We start from the raw sequence: 16,092 nt of genomic DNA on the forward strand, positions 1-16,092 counted from the left end.
CGCAGGCGGCGACCGGCTCCGCGCTGACGGGACGATGGTGGTGGATGGCAACGGTCACCGTGTGCACGGTGCGCGGGTATGCGCCGGCCCGGGCAGCCCCGAGGTCGCCCGCGCATTCGATATCCTCGAGCAGCATCCCGGCGCCGTGTGCGTGGTCCGCGCCGCCGACCTCTCGGTGCTGTACCTGAACCGGGCGTGGGCGGAGTTGATGCAGGTGGAGGCGCCGGCGCTCCCGGGCAGGCCCATCGGCGAGGCAGTGCGGCAGGGAGGCGAAGCCCTGCTCAATCTCCTGGTGGCCGCCGGCGGCTCGGGGGCTGCCGCGCGCGTCAGCAACTTCCGGGTGAGCTGCGACGGCGGCTCCGAGCGACTGTGGACCGTGCAGTTGACCCCGCGCTTCGACGACCGGGGAGAGCGCGTCGCGGAGATCATGGTCTTCATCACGGATGTCAGCGAGCGCGCGTACCTGGTGCAGGCGGCCGACCGCGCGGCCGAGCAGGAGCGCCGGCGCGCGGAGCAGTTCGACGCGGTCTTCGCCAGCATCGCCAGCGCCGTCGTGCTGGCGGACAACGCGGGGATAGTCCGCAAGTGCAACGAGGCGGCGGTGGCGCTGTTCGGCCTGGAGGAGGGATCGGGCCTCGGCGTCGAAGCGCCGGAGCTGGCGCTCGTCCGCCCCGACGGAGGCGCGATGGGCGCGCACGAGGCGCCGCTGGCGCGGGCGCTGCGAGGCGAGGTGGTGCGCGGCGAGGAAGCGGTGGTGCTGCGGCCGGGGCACCCCCAACGAGCGGTGTCGGTAGCCGCGGCGCCGGTGATGATTGACGGCGCGGTGACCGGCGCGGTGGCGGTCTTCCACGACATCAGCGAGATTCGCTCCGCCGAGGAGCGCATGGAACGGGCGCTGCAGGCGGAGCGCCGACGGGCGCGGGAGGCGCGCACCCTGTACCACGCGGCGCGGGCGACGTCATCGGGCCTCGACCTCCAGGAATGCCTGCACGCAGTGGCCGCAACCATGGCCGAGGCGGTGGGCGTCAGCCGCTGCCACATCGTCCTGCTGGAGGGAGAAACGATCAAGGGCTTTGCCGCCTTCGGCGCCGGCCCGGAGCAGATCGCGCAGCTGCAGAGCGAAACGCGGCACCGGCGTCTGGACTGCGCCCGCGGCCTGCAGGCGGTGCGGGAGCATCGCCCGGTGTACGTCGCGGACGCGACCACGGATCCACTGGGCGACCACGAACGCGCACGGGCGCTGGCGATGAAGTCGGTGCTGGTGGTGCCGCTGGTCTACGGCGCCCACGTCACGGGCGTCGGCTACCTGGACGAACCCGGGGTCGAGCGCGAGTTCAGCGAGTCCAACCGCGCGATGGCGAGCACGATCGGGGCGCAGGGCGCGGTGGCGATCGAGAACGCGCGACTGTACGAGGTCGAGCAGGGACGCGCGCGCATGCTCGAGATCATGATGGCCGAGCTCAACCATCGCGTCAAGAACAATCTGGCCGTCGTGTCCGGGCTGCTGGCGCTGCAGTTGTCACAGGGCGACCCCGCGGCGACCAAGGAGTCGGTCCTGCGCGACTGCATGACCCGCATCCAGAGCATCGCGCTCATTCACCAACTTCTGCACGCAGAAGACCTGGATGCGGTTGACATGAAGGAAACCGCACGTCGGATCGCGTCCATGGTCGCCGAGACCTTCTCGGTCGCCGGCCAGCGCATCACCTGCCGCGTACGCGGGGACCGCCTGATGCTCCCGTGCAAGCTTGCGACCTCGCTGGGGGTCGCGCTCAACGAGCTGCTATGCAACGCGGTAAAGCATGGCCTGGCGGGGCGCGAGCAAGGGCGGGTTACGGTCAGCATCACCGCCGGCGAGCGCATTTGCATCACCGTCAGCGACAACGGGCGCGGGCTGCGCCCCGGATTCGACGCCGGGCGCGACGGTCACCTGGGCGTGCTGGTGGTGGGCGGCTTGGTGGAGGGAGAGCTCGGCGGCTCTTTCACCCTGCGCAACCGCGCGCGCGGCGGCACCACCGCCGTCATCGCCTTTCCCGCGGCCGCGGCCCGGCGCTGACGCCAGCAGCAGGAATCGCGCTCGGCGGAGAGGAAATCTCCAGCCGGACCTGCCTCTCCGGTCGGACGCCTCGATGACACAACGCCAGACCATGAAGGACGTCGCCGCCGCCCACGACGACCGCGGCGTCACCATCCAGCGCGTCGGCGTCAAGGACGTGCACCTGCCGGCGCAGATACGGCGCCAGGAGGGCGGCTACGACAGCGTGCTCGCCCGCGTCAACCTCGCGGCCGAACTGCCCCACCACTTTCGCGGCACCCACATGAGCCGCTTCCTGGCGGTGCTGTTCAAGTGGAGCCAGCGCCCGGTGGCCAGCCCCGATATTCGCGCCATGCTGGCCGACGTGTGCGCCGAGCTGCAGGCGCCCAGCGCCCACGTTGACATGCGCTTCAAGTACTTCATCGCCAAGCGCGCCCCGGTGAGTGGAGCCGAAAGCTACCTTGACCACGATTGCCAGTTCGCCGGCTCGCTGGCAGGCGACGACTATGTCTTCACCCTGGGGGTGGAGGCGCCCGTCACTTCGCTGTGCCCTTGCAGCCGCGACATCTCGACCCACGGCGCGCACAGTCAACGCGCGATGCTCCGCGTGCGCGTGCGCTACGCCCCCGGAGAGATCATCTGGATCGAGGACCTGGTGTCAGAGCTGGAGCGCCACGGCAGCGCCGAGATTTACCCCGTGCTCAAGCGCGAGGACGAGAAGTTCGTCACCGAGCAGGCGTACGCCAACCCCAAGTTCGTGGAGGACATCGTCCGCGACGCCGTCATCGGTCTGCGCGCCGATCAGCGTGTGACCTGGTTCGAGGTCGAGTGCGAGAGCTACGAATCCATCCACAACCACAGCGTCTACGCATATCAACAGGAGGGATAGCCCCGCCCCATGCCACTTACGATCGCCGAGAAGATCTTGGGGGGCCACGCCGGGCGCGAGGTGCGCGCGGGCGAGATCGTAGTCGCCGACGTGGATTTCACGATGGGCCAGGACGGCACCTCGATGATGATCATTGATGAGCTGGAGCGCCTGGGCGCGGAGCGGGTGGCCGACCCCGCGCGTTTCGCCATGGTGCTCGACCATTCAGCCCCCAGTCCCGTGGCGGGGACTTCGCGCATCCACGCCAAGATGCGGAGCGCGGCCGCGAGGTACGGCTCGCTGCTCTACGACATCGGCGAGGGCGTTTGCCACCAGCTGCTCCCGGAGCACGGCCATGTCTTGCCGGGCGATCTCATCGTCGGCGCTGACAGCCACACCTGCACCTACGGCGCCCTCAACGCCGCCGCCACCGGGGTCGGTTCGACCGACCTGGCGGCCGCGGCGTACACCGGCAAGCTGTGGTTCAGGGTGCCCCAGAGCATGCGCGTGGTCTGCCGCGGGACGTTGCCGCCGGGGGTTTACGCCAAGGACCTGGTGCTGCACCTGGTGGGCGACATCGGCGCCGACGGCGCGACCTATCAAGCGGTCGAATTCGTCGGCGAGACGATCTCCGCACTGTCGGTGGAGGGGCGCTTCACGGTGTGCAACATGGCGGTGGAAATGGGCGCCAAGTTCGGCATCATGGAGGCCGACGACAGGACCCTGGAGTGGGTGCGGGGGCGCTCGCCGCGGGCGGCCCAGCCGGTCGCCGCCGATGACGGGGCGCAGTATGCCGAGGTGCGGGAGTACGACTTGTCCAGCCTCGCGCCGCAGGTAGCCAGGCCGCATACGGTGGACAACGTCGCGCCGGTGGAGGAGGCGCTGGGGACGCCGGTGCAGCAGGGGGTGATCGGCACCTGCACCAACGGGCGGGTCGAGGACTTCGCCGTCGCCGCGCAAGTGCTGGGTGGGCGTCACGCGCATCCCCTCACGCGCCTGATCTGCGTGCCGTCGTCCAAGCAGGTGCTGATCGAGATCATCGAGCGCGGCATTCACCGCGCGCTGCTCGAGGCGGGGGCGGTGTTCGTTACTCCCGGGTGCGGGCCTTGTGTGGGAACTCACGCCGGAGTGCCAGGGGATAACGAGAACGTGATCTCCACCGCCAATCGCAATTTCCTGGGGCGCATGGGCAACCCGCAGGGGGTCAACATCTACCTCGCGTCGCCGGCAACGGTCGCGGCGTCGGCCATCGAGGGGCGCATCGCCGACCCCCGCAGGTACCTTTAGGAGACCAAGGATCATGATTCTGCGCGGCAAGGGGCGGCGGGTTGACCCGCCGAACGATGTCAATACCGACTACATTATCGCGGGTCGCTACAAGTTCAAGTCAGAGGATATGACGGAGCTGGCCCAGCACCTGCTGGAGGACCTCGATCCCGGATTCACCCGGCGCATTGAGCCCGGCGACTTCATCGTCGCGGGCTCCAACTTCGGCTGCGGCTCCTCCCGCGAGCAGGCGCCGCGGGTGATCCTCGCCGCCGGGCTGAGCGCCGTCATCGCCCGCTCCTTTGCGCGCATCTTCTACCGCAATGCCTTCAACCTGGGCCTGCCCTTGATCGAGAGCGAGACCGAGTTCATCCGCGACGGCGACGACCTCGAGTTGGACCTCGACGCCGGGGTGCTGCGCGACCTCACGCAGGGCCGCGAAGTCCCGGTCAAGCCGCTGCCGGCGGTGATGCAGACCCTGCTCGCTGACGGCGGCCTGGTGCAGCATCTCAAGCGCCACGGCGGGTTCGCGCTCGGGGGCGGCGGCGACGTCTAGCGTCGCCGCCGACATCGCGCGCCGATGGGTGCCCGGAGCGGTCGCGGCGCCCGGCGCCACAGGAGGGAGACAAGGTGAAGGTCACGGTGGTGGGCGCCGCAGGCAAGGTGGGAGCGGCTACGGCATTCGCGCTGCAAACCGGAGGCGTAGTGCGTGAGTTGGCGCTCATTGACGTGATGCAGGAGGCGGCTTTCGGGGAGGCGCTCGACCTGCTCCACGGCTCCGCGCTGTGCGGCCCGCTCGACGTGCGCGCGGGCGGATACGAAATGGCGGCCGGCTCCGACGTCGTGGTCATCACCGCCGGGCTGCGCCGCAGGCCGGAGGAGACGCGCCTGCGGCTCACCGGGCGCAATGTCTCTCTCTTCCGCGAGATCCTGGGGCAACTGGAGCAGGTCGCGCTGGCCGATGACGCCATCCTGGTCGTGGTTGCCAACCCGGTGGATGTGCTGACCCACATTGCGGTGGATTCGGGCTGGGCGGCGAACAAGGCGATCGGCACCGGCACCTTCCTGGACACGGTGCGCCTGCGTTCGCTGCTGGCGCAGCGGCTGCGGTGCGACCCGCGCGCCGTGCAGGCGCTGATCCTGGGGGAGCATGGGGACAGCATGGTGCCCATCTGGTCGCGGGCCTGCATCGGCGGGGTCACGCTGGACTCCTACCCCGGGTTTGACGACGGTCTGCGCGAGGAGATCCTCGACCTGGTGCGCGGCGCGGGGGCGGAAATGATCCGCCTCAAGCAAGGCGCCGCCTACGCCATCGGGCAGTGCGTGCGCGAGGTCGTGCACGCTATCGCCGCCGACGCGCGCCGCTTGCTGCCGTTGTCCACGCGACAGCACGGGGCGTGCGGCATCGAGGGTGTGTGCCTGAGCCTGCCCACGGTCGTCGGCGCGCGAGGCGTCTGCGACGTGCTGGAGCCCGCGGTGGCGCCGCAAGAGCTGGAAGACCTTCGCGCCTCGGCCGCGATACTGCGCGAAACCCTCGCCGGCATCGAGTAGGTGCGGGAGGAGAGGCGATGACGATTCGCTACCTGGGCCATGCGAGCTTCTTGGTCGCCGCTGCCGACGGCGCTAACATCGTGTTCGATCCGTATCAACCGGGGGCCTTCAACGGCGCCATCGGCTACGGCCGGATGAGCGAGCCGGCCGCAGTCGTCGCCATCTCCCACGATCACGCCGATCACAACTTCGCGGCGGGTGTGCCGGGCAGTCCGCAGGTCATAAGGACCCCCGGCGCCCATTGGGCGGGCTCGGTGCGGTTACGCGGGATCGCCGCCAAACACGACGCGTCGAACGGGGAGGCACGCGGCGACAACGTCGTCTTCTGTGCCGAGATTGACGGCGTGCGCCTGTGTCATCTCGGCGACCTTGGCCATGAGTTGAGCGATGCGCAGGTGACGGAGATCGGGCCGGTGGAGGTCCTGCTCTGCCCGGTAGGCGGCACCTTCACCATCGACTGCGAGGGGGCGACGCGGGTGATGCAGGCGCTGAGGCCGCGAATCACGATCCCCATGCACTTCAAGACGCCCAAGGCGAACCTGCCGATTGCACCCGTGGACGACTTCCTGCGCGGCAAGCACAACGTACGCCGAGAGGGGGGATCCGAGATCACCGTGACCCCGGAGACCCTGCCCCCCGAGCCACTGCTGATCGTGCTCGAACCGGCGCTATGATCCCTTGGAACCGAAAGGCTCGTCCGGTGACAACGCCCTGCCAGCGGAGCATGGGCGCCTCGCCCGTGATCTCCGCGCGGCGCGCTCGACAACGCGGCGCGGGGCCGGGGGCGGCCGCAGTGACGGCGCTGCTCGCCGGATGGGTCTGCTGGTGCGCCTCGGCCAACGTGTCGGTGCCGCTGAACTGCGCCGCCCGTCAAGTCGTCGCCCCGGTGACGATTGACGGCAAGCTCGACGAGTGGGAGGAAGCCCAGCCAGTAGTGCTGGCGGGGGAATCACACTGGCGCGCGGCCCAGCCCGGGGCGGAATACGGCGGCTCCAGTGACGTAGCCGCGAGATTCTACGCCGCCTGGGACCGTAATCGCCTGTACCTCGCGATCGAGGCCTACGACGACGATCTGGCGCCGCCCGGGGATGCGGAAGATATGCTCCAAGGAGACTGCATCATCGTGGCGGTGGATGCGCGCAACGATGCCACCCAGGGGTATGACGAGGACGACAGCGAGTTCGGCTTCGCCTACACTCCGGCGGGTCCGTACTCCTGGCGCTGGTTCCCGCTTAAGCGCGCGGGCCGGCCGTCGCCGGTCAAGGTGGCGGTGGTGCGGGAGGTGAAGCCGGGAGCGGTGAAGGCCGGCATTCCCCCGATCAAGCTCACCTACGAGATCGCCATCCCCTGGTCGGAGCTGCACGGCGCCAGCCCCGGGGAGGGGGAGGCGCTCGGTTTCGACATCGTGGTCAACGACGTTGACGGCAACCGCCGACACGGCTGGCTCGAGTGGACGTCGGGGATCCTGGGCATCAAGGACCCGTCTCGCTTCGGCAACATCGTGCTGACGGTCACCGCGCCCCCCGCTCCCGAGCAGCCGGCGCCGGCGCCATAGCCTACGTCCGTCGCGCCGCCGCCCGCCGGCGCTTGGCACGGCCGCTCGAAGCGTGTATGATCGTGGTAAGCAGACCACTGGAGGCGGTGGCGTGGCCTGATGGCGCAGCCCGACGCGCGAGAGCTGGACCTATCCATCTGCATCGTCAACTGGAACACCCGCGACTTGCTGCGCGACTGCCTGCGCTCCCTGGAGGCGACCGTCACCGGGCACGGGTTCGAGCGCATCGTCGTGGACAATGCCTCCTCCGATGGCAGCGCGGCAATGGTGGCCGCCGAGTTCCCGCAGGCCCACCTGATCGCCAACCGCGACAACCTCGGCTACGCCGCCGCCAACAACCAGGCCTTCCGCGCCGCCCGCGGGCGCTACCTGCTGACCCTCAACCCCGACACCGTGGCCCTGCCCGACACCCTCGATTACATGGTGCGTTACATGGACGCCCATCCCCAGGTGGGAGTCACCACCGCGAAACTGGTGTACCCCGACGGCTCGCCGCAGAGCTCCTGTCTCGCGTTCCCCTCGCTGCTGACGGAGTTCGCCGACCTCTCGGGCTTGCAGCGCAGATACCCGCGCAGCGCCCTCTGGGGGCGCTACATCATGGCCGGCTGGGCGCACGATGAGACGCGCGAGGTGGATCAACCCATGGGCACCTGCCTGCTGGCGCGCCGGGAGGTGCTGGAGGCGGTGGGCGGGCTGGACGAGCGCTTCCCATTGTATTTCAACGACGTGGACTGGTGCTATCGCATCAAGCGCGCGGGCTGGAGAATCATGTTTCTGGCGGAGCCGCGGCTGATTCACCACCGCCGCGCGGTGGGCGACAAGCTCGGGCCGCGCCGCATCGTCGAGCACTTCCGGGGGAAGCGCCGCTATTTCCGCAAGCACTACGCGCTGCCGGGCTTCATCGCCGACTGGCTGCTCAACGTTGTGTTTCTGGGCGCGCGCTACCTGCGCCTGCGCGGGCGCTGGCAGGTCGCCCGCTGGCGCGGCCGTTCGATTCAGGATTCGCGCATCGGCGAGACGGCGGCGAGCCTCAAGGTGTATCTCGGTATCGGCGAGAGAGGAAGCGGCTGGCGCCCGCCGGAATAGGAAATCATGCGCATCTTGCTCGTGCCCAGGAACTTCATGCCGACCTGCGTCGGCAGCGCAGCGATGTTCACCCTCGACCTCGCTCACGCCCTGGGCGCCCGCGACCAGGTGCGCATCCTGTGGGGCGAGACGGATCCGCACCACCCATGGGAAGGCCCGGCCGCTGTCTGCTCCGGCAGCCACGAAGGGGTCGAGACGACGACGGTCACCCTGCCCGAGCCGGCCGAGCCGAACGAATGCCTGGACCTGGTCAACCCCCTGGCGGTAGAAGCCTTCGGCGCCGGTCTCGACGACTTCCGCCCCGACCTGGTCCATTTTCAGGACCTCGGTCCGTTGTCGGCGGCGGCGGTGTGGGAGTGCGGCGAGCGCGGCCTCCCCGTTGCGCTGACCCTGCGCGACTACTGGGCGACATGCCATCGCCGGTCGCTCATCACCGCCGGCGGACGAGCGTGCGCGGGCCCCGAGGGCGGGGTGCGCTGTGCGGTTGAGGGCTGTCTGCTGCTGCCGGGCGACGAATGGCGTCCCCTGACCGCGGAGGTCCGGCGTAATCTCTCCAGCCTCGGCCGGCGCCAGCGCTCTCTGCAGCGCGCGGCGGCGGAGCCGCCGATACCGCCGTGGTACCGAGCACTGCAGCGGGTGCCGCAGCCGGTCAAGGGCCTCGCCCCCACGTGGCTGCGCCACCTGGCGCGGCGAACCGCGGTCGGCGCAGCGCCCGATCTCTGGGAGCCGGCGTCTCGCCAGGACCGCGACGCTCTGGTCTGGGCCGAATGGGCGACGGCCCACTCCCGGTTTCGGTTTCAGATGCTGGAGCGCACCCTGGCTCGCGTTGGGCTGTTGACAACCCCCTCGCCCGCGGTGCAGGGATCGCTGGAAAGCGCCGGCGGTCAACCTGGCCGCTGCCTGGTGCTGGCCGACGGCCCGCAGCGGGAGCGGCTGGCCGGGTGGGCCCGCAAGGCGGGCGGCAGGCTGACCTTCGCGTATCTGGGCGCCGTACATCCGGCGCGGGGGCTGGAGGCCCTGGTGCGCGCCTTTGACCGCCTGCCGCCGGGAGCCGCTCGCCTCATCATCGCCGGGCCCGCCGATGGCGACTACTTCGCCCAACTGCGCGGGCTTGCCGGCGGCAGCGAAGTGCTGTTCCTGGGGCGCGTGGCCCCGCACCAACTGGCGGCGTTCTTCAGCGAGGTGGATGTAGTCGTACTGCCTTCAGCGCGCCGCGAGCCGATGCCGGGGGCGTTGTCATACGCGCGGCACCTGCGGCTGCCGGTCATCGCTGCCGCTGCGGGCGACCTCGCGCAGGCCGTCGGTGCGCAGGGGGGCGGTCTCACCTATCCACCCGGAGACATCGCCGCCCTGGAGGCATGCCTGAGCCGTTTCGTGGACGAGCCAGGGCTGGCGCTGGCGCTGGGGGAAGCCGCTCCCGCCGTCGCCCCCGCCGAGGAGATCGCCGTGCGGCTGCGGGAGGAATACGAGGGATTGACCGCCTCCGACCGACCTGCGGGGAGACGATGACCATGCGCGTGGGCTTCATCCCCTATGACGACGACATCGCCAATCCGGCCAGCCGCTTGCGGGGCTTCGAGGTCGTCCGCGGACTGCGCGCCCTGGGCGTGGATGCGCAGGTGGTGACACCGCAAGCCGCGGGAGGGTGCGACGCCATCGTCCTCGCCAAGTACGCGCTCAGGAGCGCGCCGGCATGCCTGCGGCTGATGACGGAGCTGCAAGCGCGGGGCGCCAAGGTCATCTTCGACTTCGCTGACGACCTGGAGCGAGTGCTGCGGCAGACGCTGGCGGGCTTGCGGGCGCTGCCCATCCGCGAGCGCTGGTCGGCGCGCCTGGAGCTGCGCCGTCAGGCGCGGGCGTTGTTTCGCATGCTGGCCCAGGCGCACCACGTCACCGTCTCCGCCGGGCCCCTGCGGGGCATCGCCGAGCGGCGGGGTGCACCGTGCACCGTCGTGGCGGACGCGATCGCCCCGGAGTTCTTCTTCGCCCAGAAGCGGCACGCGACCCACAACCCGACGGCGATCGTGTGGACCGGCTACGTGCACAACGTGACGTATATCGAATTGGTGGAGGAAGCGCTGGAACGCCTGGCGCGCCGCCGCGACATCGAGGTGCGTTTCATTACCTCGCGCCGGCGCCTACACCCCTATCGGGGCACGAAAGACAATCGCCAGATCGTCTCCTCCTATCGGTTCCCGGCACGGTTCGTGGAGTGGCGCATGGACAACTGCTGGAGCGAGCTGTTCGCGGGCGACATCGGCATCGCGCCGGTGCCGCCGGGCATCATCAAGTCCGCCAACAAGGCGGCGACCTACATGGCGATGGGGCTGCCGGTGGTCGCCAGTCGCAGCGATGACTATGTGCGCGCAGTCGAGCAACCGGGGGCCGGTTACGTGTGCGCGACTTCGCGGGAGTGGGAGCATGCGCTCGACGAGCTGGTGAGTGCCCCCGAAGCGCGGGCGCGCATGGGCGCCGCCGGCCGCGCCGCGGCCACGGAGATGTTCTCGATGGAGGCGGTGGCCCGCCAATGGCGCAACCTGATCGAACGCGTGCTCGATTCGTCATGACGCGCCCCACACCGCCCGGGGACGACGCGAGAGCTGTGAGATGCGCATCCTGATTCTGGTGCACGCGTTCCCGCCGGAAATGCAGGCGGGGGCGGAACTGGCTACGTTTCATCTCGCCCGGCGGCTGCGGGCGCGCCACGAGGTGGTGGTCGCCTACGTCAGCAATGTCGCTCGCGACCACGACCACATCACGACCGGTACCTACGCAGACGTACCGGTGATCCGTCTTCACTCCCGCCCGCGCCCGGAGCGAGCGATGGCGATGGGCCTGGTGCATCCGGCGCTGGAGCATCTGCTGCTGGAGGCGGTGCGCGCCTTTCGCCCCGAGGTGGTGCACGTCCAGCACGCGATCCGGTCATCAGCCAATGTGCTGTTTCGCCTTAAGGCGGCGGGCTTGCCGGTGGTGTTGACCCTGCACGACTTCTGGTTCCTGTGCCCGCGCATCAATCTCTTCCGCCCGGACGGATCGCTGTGCGCCGGCCCGCAGGGCGGCAAAGCCTGCGTGCCCGCCGGCTGTTATCCGGGCAACGCCTGGTTCGACCCGTACGCGGACCGGGAGCCGGCGCCGGCCGTCGTTGCTCCCGCGCCGGCAGCGCCGTCCTCTCCGCCTCCTGCGAGCCGATTCTCGCGCCTGGTGGGTGCGATCCCGCGCCCGCTGAAGGCGCTGGCGCCGCCCGGGTTGAAGCACCGTCTCGCCTCGCGGTTCGGTGCGCCCACGCCCGTTCCCTCCCCGTTGGTGCCGTCCCCGGCTCCCGCAGCCCCGCCGCCGGCGCCCGATCCCCGCGATGCCATGTTCATGGAGGACCGGGCGCGATTCATGTTCGACGCGCTGGGCGCGCCGGATCACATCATCTCGCCCAGCGCCCACCTGCGTCAGCGATTCGTCGAGCACGGGGCCGCGCCGGAACAGATCAGCGTGATCCGAAATGTCGTCGACGTCGCCGGATTCGGTCGCGTGGGCCTGCCGCCGCCAGCCCCCCCGGTCGTCTTTGGCTACATCGGCACCCTGTGGCCGCACAAGGGCGTGCAGGTCCTGATCGAGGCCGCCAATCGCCTGGCGCCGGAGGCCGCCCGCCTCCTCATCGTCGGCAAGGGCGAGGCCCGCTATGAGGAGAACCTGCGCCGCCACGCCCGGAATCCCGCCATCGAGTTTCTGGGCGAGGTGCCGGCCGAGAACGTCCCGGAGATCTACGAGCGCTTACACGCGCTGGTGCTGCCCTCCATCTGCTACGATAACTGGCCGGTGACCATGCAGGAGGCGGTCGCCGCGCGGCGGCCGATCATCGCCTCCGATATCGGCGGCATGGCGGAGGCGCTGAAGCACGAGCGCAATGCCCTGCTGTTTGCGGCGGGGGACGCGGAGGCGCTCCACAAGCAGCTTGTGCGGGTGGTGGAAGACCCCCAGGCACTGGCCCGATTCGCCGACAACCTCCCGCCCCCCGACGACCCCGAGCAGTCCACTGCCGCTCACGAGGCAGTATATCGCAGGCTGGTTGAAGAGGCGCAGAGGCGATAATCGCCGACGGGGAACACCATGCCTGAGCGCGCACTATTCGTCGTCTCTGACAGCGAATCCATCCTGGAGCGGATGGAGCCGCTGCTGGCCGACCTGCGGGAAGAGGTCGAGCCGCTGGTGGTGCTGCGCTACGCGCCTTCCGCCCAGCGCTTGCGCGCCCTGGGGTATCCGACGCTGCTGGTCAGCGATGTGCTCAACTGGGAGCAACTGCTGCCCTACACGCGCGCGCCGCGGGAGATCTTCGGCTCCGCGGTCACGCCCCAATCCTTCGACGGCGTCGCGCTGGAGCAGGTGACCACCTTCGACCGGCGGCTGGCCGAGATGCAGCGCCGGCCGCGCCAGGCCCGCGCGGTGCTGGTCGAGGCGGGCGAGATAGTGACGCGCTTCCTGTCGCTGGCGCGCTTCTGGCAGCCGAGGCTGGTCTTCGTGTGGAACGGCTATGCCCTTCCGCACAGCCCCATCAAGGCGCTGGCGAAGCAACACGGCGCGTTCACGCTGTGCGCGGAGCGGGGCCTGGTGCCCGATTCGATGGTGATGGATACCGAGGGCGTCAATGCCGGCTCCTACCTGTGCGGGCCGAAGTGGGAGGAGATCGCCGCCCGGCCCCTGGACGCCGAGGGCGAGCAGATCGTCGCTGACTATCGGCAGCGCCACGCCGCCGAGCGCCGCAGTGTGATCGCGGTGGGTTCTGCGACTGCCGGCGAGGACCTGTCGCGGGAGCTGGGAGTCCCCGGCGGGGCGAAGGTCATCCTGTGCCCGGTGCAGTTGGACCTGGACACCAACCCCATCCTCTTCTCCCCCCACTTCCCGACCAACAGCGATGTGGCGCGGGCGCTGGTGGAAGCGGGCGGCGGCCGCGATTTCTACGTCCTGCTGAAGGCCCACCCCGAGGATATGACCGACCCGAGTCGCTACCAGGAGCTGTTGGGCGACGCGGGCCGGGTCGTCGGCAAGGATGTGCCCTTGCACTCGCTGATGGACCTCACCGACATCGTGGTCACGCGCAACTCGACGGTGGGATTCGAGGGGCTGCTGCTGGGCAAGCCGGCGGTGGTGCTGGGGCGCAGCATCTACTCGCACAAGGGCTTCACGCGCGACGTGACCGACGTCGGGTCGCTGCGGCAGGCGCTCGAGGCCGCCGCGACCGAGGGCCTGACGCCCGAGCAGGACGAGGTCTTCCGGCGCTTCCTGGCCTATTTCCTGCGCCGGTACCACTACTACGTGCGGCCCGAGGGCTGGCAGCGGGAGACGAACCAGCGCAAGCTGGAGTTCATTCGCGCATCGCTGCTAGAGGCCCGGCCCGAGTGGGGGGAGGCGACCCCGGGCGAGACCTCCTTCTGGCGGGGGCTGTTGGCGGTCGAGGACGAGCTGGCGCAACTGGGCCGACGGGTATCGCTGCGCGCCGCGGAGGGCGGTGAAGGCCCACCGCAGCGGATCCTCGTGGTGAAAACCTGCCCGCCGGGGCCGCTGGGGCGCTTGGTCGAGCGCCTGCGGCGCGACCTGCCGGAAGTCTCGTTGAGCCTGGTTCTGAGGCGGCCGGAGGAGTTGCCGCAGGCGATATTGGGGCAGTTCGCGGCGCGGTACGCGCTATCAAACCCCCTGCAGGCGGCGGGGGTGTTGGCGCGGGGATGGGATGTGGTCATCTACTGCCTGAACAACGTCTCGGTCCCGCCGGGTCCGCTATTCAACTTCAACCGGCTGGTGCGCGCGCCGACGCGGCTGCTGGCGGACGATGTGGGGCGGCTGCTGGTGATCGGCGGCTCGCGGCCGTGGGCGCCGACCGGGTAACGCGCGCGATGCCGAGGGCGGAGAGGATGCCTGTCGCGCGGAACTAGAAGTCCTGAGTGTCTGTGCAGGGAGACCGCATGAAGCCGGATGCACAAGCGCCGGCCGGAGGCCGGGATGGCGCCGCTCAGCTGCGGGCGCGCGTGGCCGCCCTGGAGCGCGAGGTCGCGCGCCGGGAGGAGTTCATCCAACGTGTGATCACCTCTCGGCCCTATCGGGTTTGGCGCGCGCTCAAGCGAGCGTGCGGCCGCGGCCACCAGGGCCTGCGTTGTCCGCCGGTGGAAGCGCCCGCTCCCCGGCCCGTCGCGCCGCCGCCCGCGGCTGCGCCCGCTCCTGTCGGCAGCCCCCGGCGCACGCCGAGCCGCGGCGAACTCGGCCTCAGGCTGAGCGGCGTGGGAGTGGACATCAGCCCCCTGCACAGCCCGGTCGCAACCGACCCGCAGCGCAGCCGGGTTTACTATGTGGACCGCCTCGAAGCGGAGCAGATACGCCGCCACTACCCGAACATGGTCGAGCGCGGGTTAGTCATGCCCGACGTGGTGTGCGATGGCGGGGCGGGCCTGGCGTTTGGCGACTCGACTCTCAATTTCATCATTGCGAGCCATCTGCTGGAGCATGTGCACGATCCCATCGGCGCCTTGCGGGCGTGGCATCGGGCGCTGCGTCCGGGCGGCCATCTGCTGATGGTCGTGCCCGACCCCGGCAGGTGCGCCGACCGGTCGCGTTTGGTCACCCCCATTGACCACCTCATCGCCGATCACGAGGCGCCGTCGGCAGAGCGCGATCTTGAGCACTTCCGGGAGTGGGCGCAATTCTGGGACAAGTGCGCCGACGGCCTGGCCATCGAGGCGCGGGCGCGCAAACTGGTCGAAATGGGATACGCGATCCACTACCACGACTGGTCGGCAGCGACCCTGGCGCAGGCCATGCAGTGCGTGCAAGAGCGCTACGGCTGCCACTGGCGCGGACTGGTGATACCGGACGTCGCCAGCGCGGAGGGGTTCGTCGGCTTGTGGGAGAAACTGGGCTCCGCGTCGGGATGACGCGGGATCGCCCTTCGTAATCGGCCCGCGGGCGGCAACTGCGCGTGCCCAAAGCCTTTTTCGCATACCCGGTCGGCTTTCGCCCGACCACCGTGGACGGCGTATTCGAGATCGTGTCTTGCCACCATGTCATCAAGCGGGTTGACCTGAACCAACCCTCGTCCGCAGTGTAAGCTATGTATCCGGTACAGTGTAAGCGATCTCTCCGGTCGGGACCCCCTGAGAGGGGGAGGAGATCGCTTGCCCCAAACCAACGCTCCGAGTTCACACCTCGCAGGCTGCAGCCTTGACACCGCCGCGGGGCCGGGCCTAGAATGGACTCGATGGAGGGCGACCGATGCCCGGATGCTCGCGGTGCGGCGCGGAGAGCGCCGCCGATAGCCGTTTCTGCCAGAGCTGCGGGCACGAACTCGAGCGCTTCGCGCCGCTGGCGGATGACGACACCATCATCATGCGGCTGGTGACGGGGGAGAGCGGCTCCCGGCCACGGGAATCCCCGGGGCGCGCCCACCTGTGGCTGCTCGAGCCCACCGGGCGGCAAGTCGAGCGGGCGGCGGAGTTATCCGGTGATCAACCGGTGGTGATCGGGCGTCGCGCCGACTCGACGGTGGTGCTACCGTCCAACACCGTATCGCGCCGTCACGCCCAGATCTGGCGCGACGACGACCGCTACTTCGTGAGCGACCTGGGCAGCACCAACGGCACCCTGCTCAACGGCGAGCCGGTCATCGGCGCCGAGCGCCTGAGCGACCGCGACGAGATCGCCGTCGGCATCTACAAGCTCATCTTCCGCAATACCTGATGCGCGGCGGCCGGGCGC

General features: G+C 69.8%; 15 protein-coding genes. All 15 read left to right on the plus strand.

Going from position 1 to position 16,092, the window contains the following annotated elements:
* Positions 1 to 40: 40 nt before the first annotated feature.
* The 15 genes from VM221_12105 (at position 41) to VM221_12175 (ending at position 16,074) form a co-directional block, all read left to right on the plus strand.
* Positions 41 to 2,056 carry a PAS domain-containing protein gene (locus VM221_12105; GenBank protein ID HUT75562.1) on the plus strand — a complete coding sequence of 672 codons (2,016 nt, stop codon included), beginning with the start codon at positions 41 to 43 and terminating at the stop codon, positions 2,054 to 2,056.
* A gap of 91 nt (positions 2,057 to 2,147) precedes the next feature.
* Positions 2,148 to 2,924, plus strand: coding sequence for a GTP cyclohydrolase FolE2 (gene folE2 / locus VM221_12110; protein ID HUT75563.1), 777 nt, complete (start codon positions 2,148 to 2,150; stop codon positions 2,922 to 2,924).
* A 9-nt stretch (positions 2,925 to 2,933) separates the two neighbouring features.
* The gene (locus VM221_12115; protein HUT75564.1) at positions 2,934 to 4,190 is read left to right on the plus strand and encodes a 3-isopropylmalate dehydratase large subunit; all 1,257 of its coding nucleotides are present in this window, start codon (positions 2,934 to 2,936) and stop codon (positions 4,188 to 4,190) included.
* A 13-nt stretch (positions 4,191 to 4,203) separates the two neighbouring features.
* Positions 4,204 to 4,725, plus strand: a complete 522-nt coding sequence (locus VM221_12120; GenBank protein ID HUT75565.1) for a 3-isopropylmalate dehydratase — start codon at positions 4,204 to 4,206, stop codon at positions 4,723 to 4,725.
* Positions 4,726 to 4,799: 74 nt separating this feature from the next.
* Entirely contained in the window at positions 4,800 to 5,720 is a 921-nt protein-coding gene (locus tag VM221_12125) for a lactate dehydrogenase (protein ID HUT75566.1), read from the plus strand.
* A gap of 17 nt (positions 5,721 to 5,737) precedes the next feature.
* Positions 5,738 to 6,394, plus strand: coding sequence for an MBL fold metallo-hydrolase (locus VM221_12130; GenBank protein HUT75567.1), 657 nt, complete (start codon positions 5,738 to 5,740; stop codon positions 6,392 to 6,394).
* Positions 6,395 to 6,420: 26 nt separating this feature from the next.
* Entirely contained in the window at positions 6,421 to 7,275 is an 855-nt protein-coding gene (locus VM221_12135; GenBank protein ID HUT75568.1) for a sugar-binding protein, read from the plus strand.
* A gap of 99 nt (positions 7,276 to 7,374) precedes the next feature.
* Positions 7,375 to 8,361 (plus strand): glycosyltransferase family 2 protein, encoded by a 987-nt coding sequence (locus VM221_12140; protein ID HUT75569.1) that lies wholly within the window; start codon positions 7,375 to 7,377, stop codon positions 8,359 to 8,361.
* A 6-nt stretch (positions 8,362 to 8,367) separates the two neighbouring features.
* The gene (locus tag VM221_12145; protein ID HUT75570.1) at positions 8,368 to 9,870 is read left to right on the plus strand and encodes a glycosyltransferase; all 1,503 of its coding nucleotides are present in this window, start codon (positions 8,368 to 8,370) and stop codon (positions 9,868 to 9,870) included.
* Positions 9,871 to 9,872: 2 nt separating this feature from the next.
* Positions 9,873 to 10,928 (plus strand): glycosyltransferase, encoded by a 1,056-nt coding sequence (locus tag VM221_12150; protein HUT75571.1) that lies wholly within the window; start codon positions 9,873 to 9,875, stop codon positions 10,926 to 10,928.
* Between the two features lie 40 nt (positions 10,929 to 10,968).
* Positions 10,969 to 12,444 carry a glycosyltransferase gene (locus VM221_12155; protein HUT75572.1) on the plus strand — a complete coding sequence of 492 codons (1,476 nt, stop codon included), beginning with the start codon at positions 10,969 to 10,971 and terminating at the stop codon, positions 12,442 to 12,444.
* A gap of 18 nt (positions 12,445 to 12,462) precedes the next feature.
* Complete coding sequence (locus tag VM221_12160) at positions 12,463 to 14,232, plus strand: hypothetical protein (protein ID HUT75573.1); 1,770 nt, start codon at positions 12,463 to 12,465, stop codon at positions 14,230 to 14,232.
* A gap of 77 nt (positions 14,233 to 14,309) precedes the next feature.
* Positions 14,310 to 15,272 carry a methyltransferase domain-containing protein gene (locus VM221_12165; GenBank protein ID HUT75574.1) on the plus strand — a complete coding sequence of 321 codons (963 nt, stop codon included), beginning with the start codon at positions 14,310 to 14,312 and terminating at the stop codon, positions 15,270 to 15,272.
* Between the two features lie 44 nt (positions 15,273 to 15,316).
* The gene (locus VM221_12170) at positions 15,317 to 15,445 is read left to right on the plus strand and encodes a hypothetical protein (GenBank protein HUT75575.1); all 129 of its coding nucleotides are present in this window, start codon (positions 15,317 to 15,319) and stop codon (positions 15,443 to 15,445) included.
* 164 nt (positions 15,446 to 15,609) lie between these two features.
* On the plus strand, positions 15,610 to 16,074 hold the full coding sequence (locus VM221_12175) for an FHA domain-containing protein (GenBank protein ID HUT75576.1): 465 nt from the start codon (positions 15,610 to 15,612) through the stop codon (positions 16,072 to 16,074).
* Positions 16,075 to 16,092 lie beyond the last annotated feature (18 nt).

The sequence above is a fragment of the Armatimonadota bacterium genome (assembly GCA_035527535.1).
Taxonomy (GTDB): domain Bacteria; phylum Armatimonadota; class Hebobacteria.

Coding starts and splice junctions, on each gene's coding strand:
- VM221_12175 (HUT75576.1), top strand. CDS start 15,610: ATGCCCGGATGCTCGCGGTGCGGCGCGGAGAGCGCCGCCGATAGCCGT.
- folE2 (HUT75563.1), top strand. CDS start 2,148: ATGAAGGACGTCGCCGCCGCCCACGACGACCGCGGCGTCACCATCCAG.
- VM221_12165 (HUT75574.1), top strand. CDS start 14,310: ATGAAGCCGGATGCACAAGCGCCGGCCGGAGGCCGGGATGGCGCCGCT.
- VM221_12140 (HUT75569.1), top strand. CDS start 7,375: ATGGCGCAGCCCGACGCGCGAGAGCTGGACCTATCCATCTGCATCGTC.
- VM221_12145 (HUT75570.1), top strand. CDS start 8,368: ATGCGCATCTTGCTCGTGCCCAGGAACTTCATGCCGACCTGCGTCGGC.
- VM221_12160 (HUT75573.1), top strand. CDS start 12,463: ATGCCTGAGCGCGCACTATTCGTCGTCTCTGACAGCGAATCCATCCTG.
- VM221_12150 (HUT75571.1), top strand. CDS start 9,873: ATGCGCGTGGGCTTCATCCCCTATGACGACGACATCGCCAATCCGGCC.
- VM221_12120 (HUT75565.1), top strand. CDS start 4,204: ATGATTCTGCGCGGCAAGGGGCGGCGGGTTGACCCGCCGAACGATGTC.
- VM221_12130 (HUT75567.1), top strand. CDS start 5,738: ATGACGATTCGCTACCTGGGCCATGCGAGCTTCTTGGTCGCCGCTGCC.
- VM221_12115 (HUT75564.1), top strand. CDS start 2,934: ATGCCACTTACGATCGCCGAGAAGATCTTGGGGGGCCACGCCGGGCGC.
- VM221_12155 (HUT75572.1), top strand. CDS start 10,969: ATGCGCATCCTGATTCTGGTGCACGCGTTCCCGCCGGAAATGCAGGCG.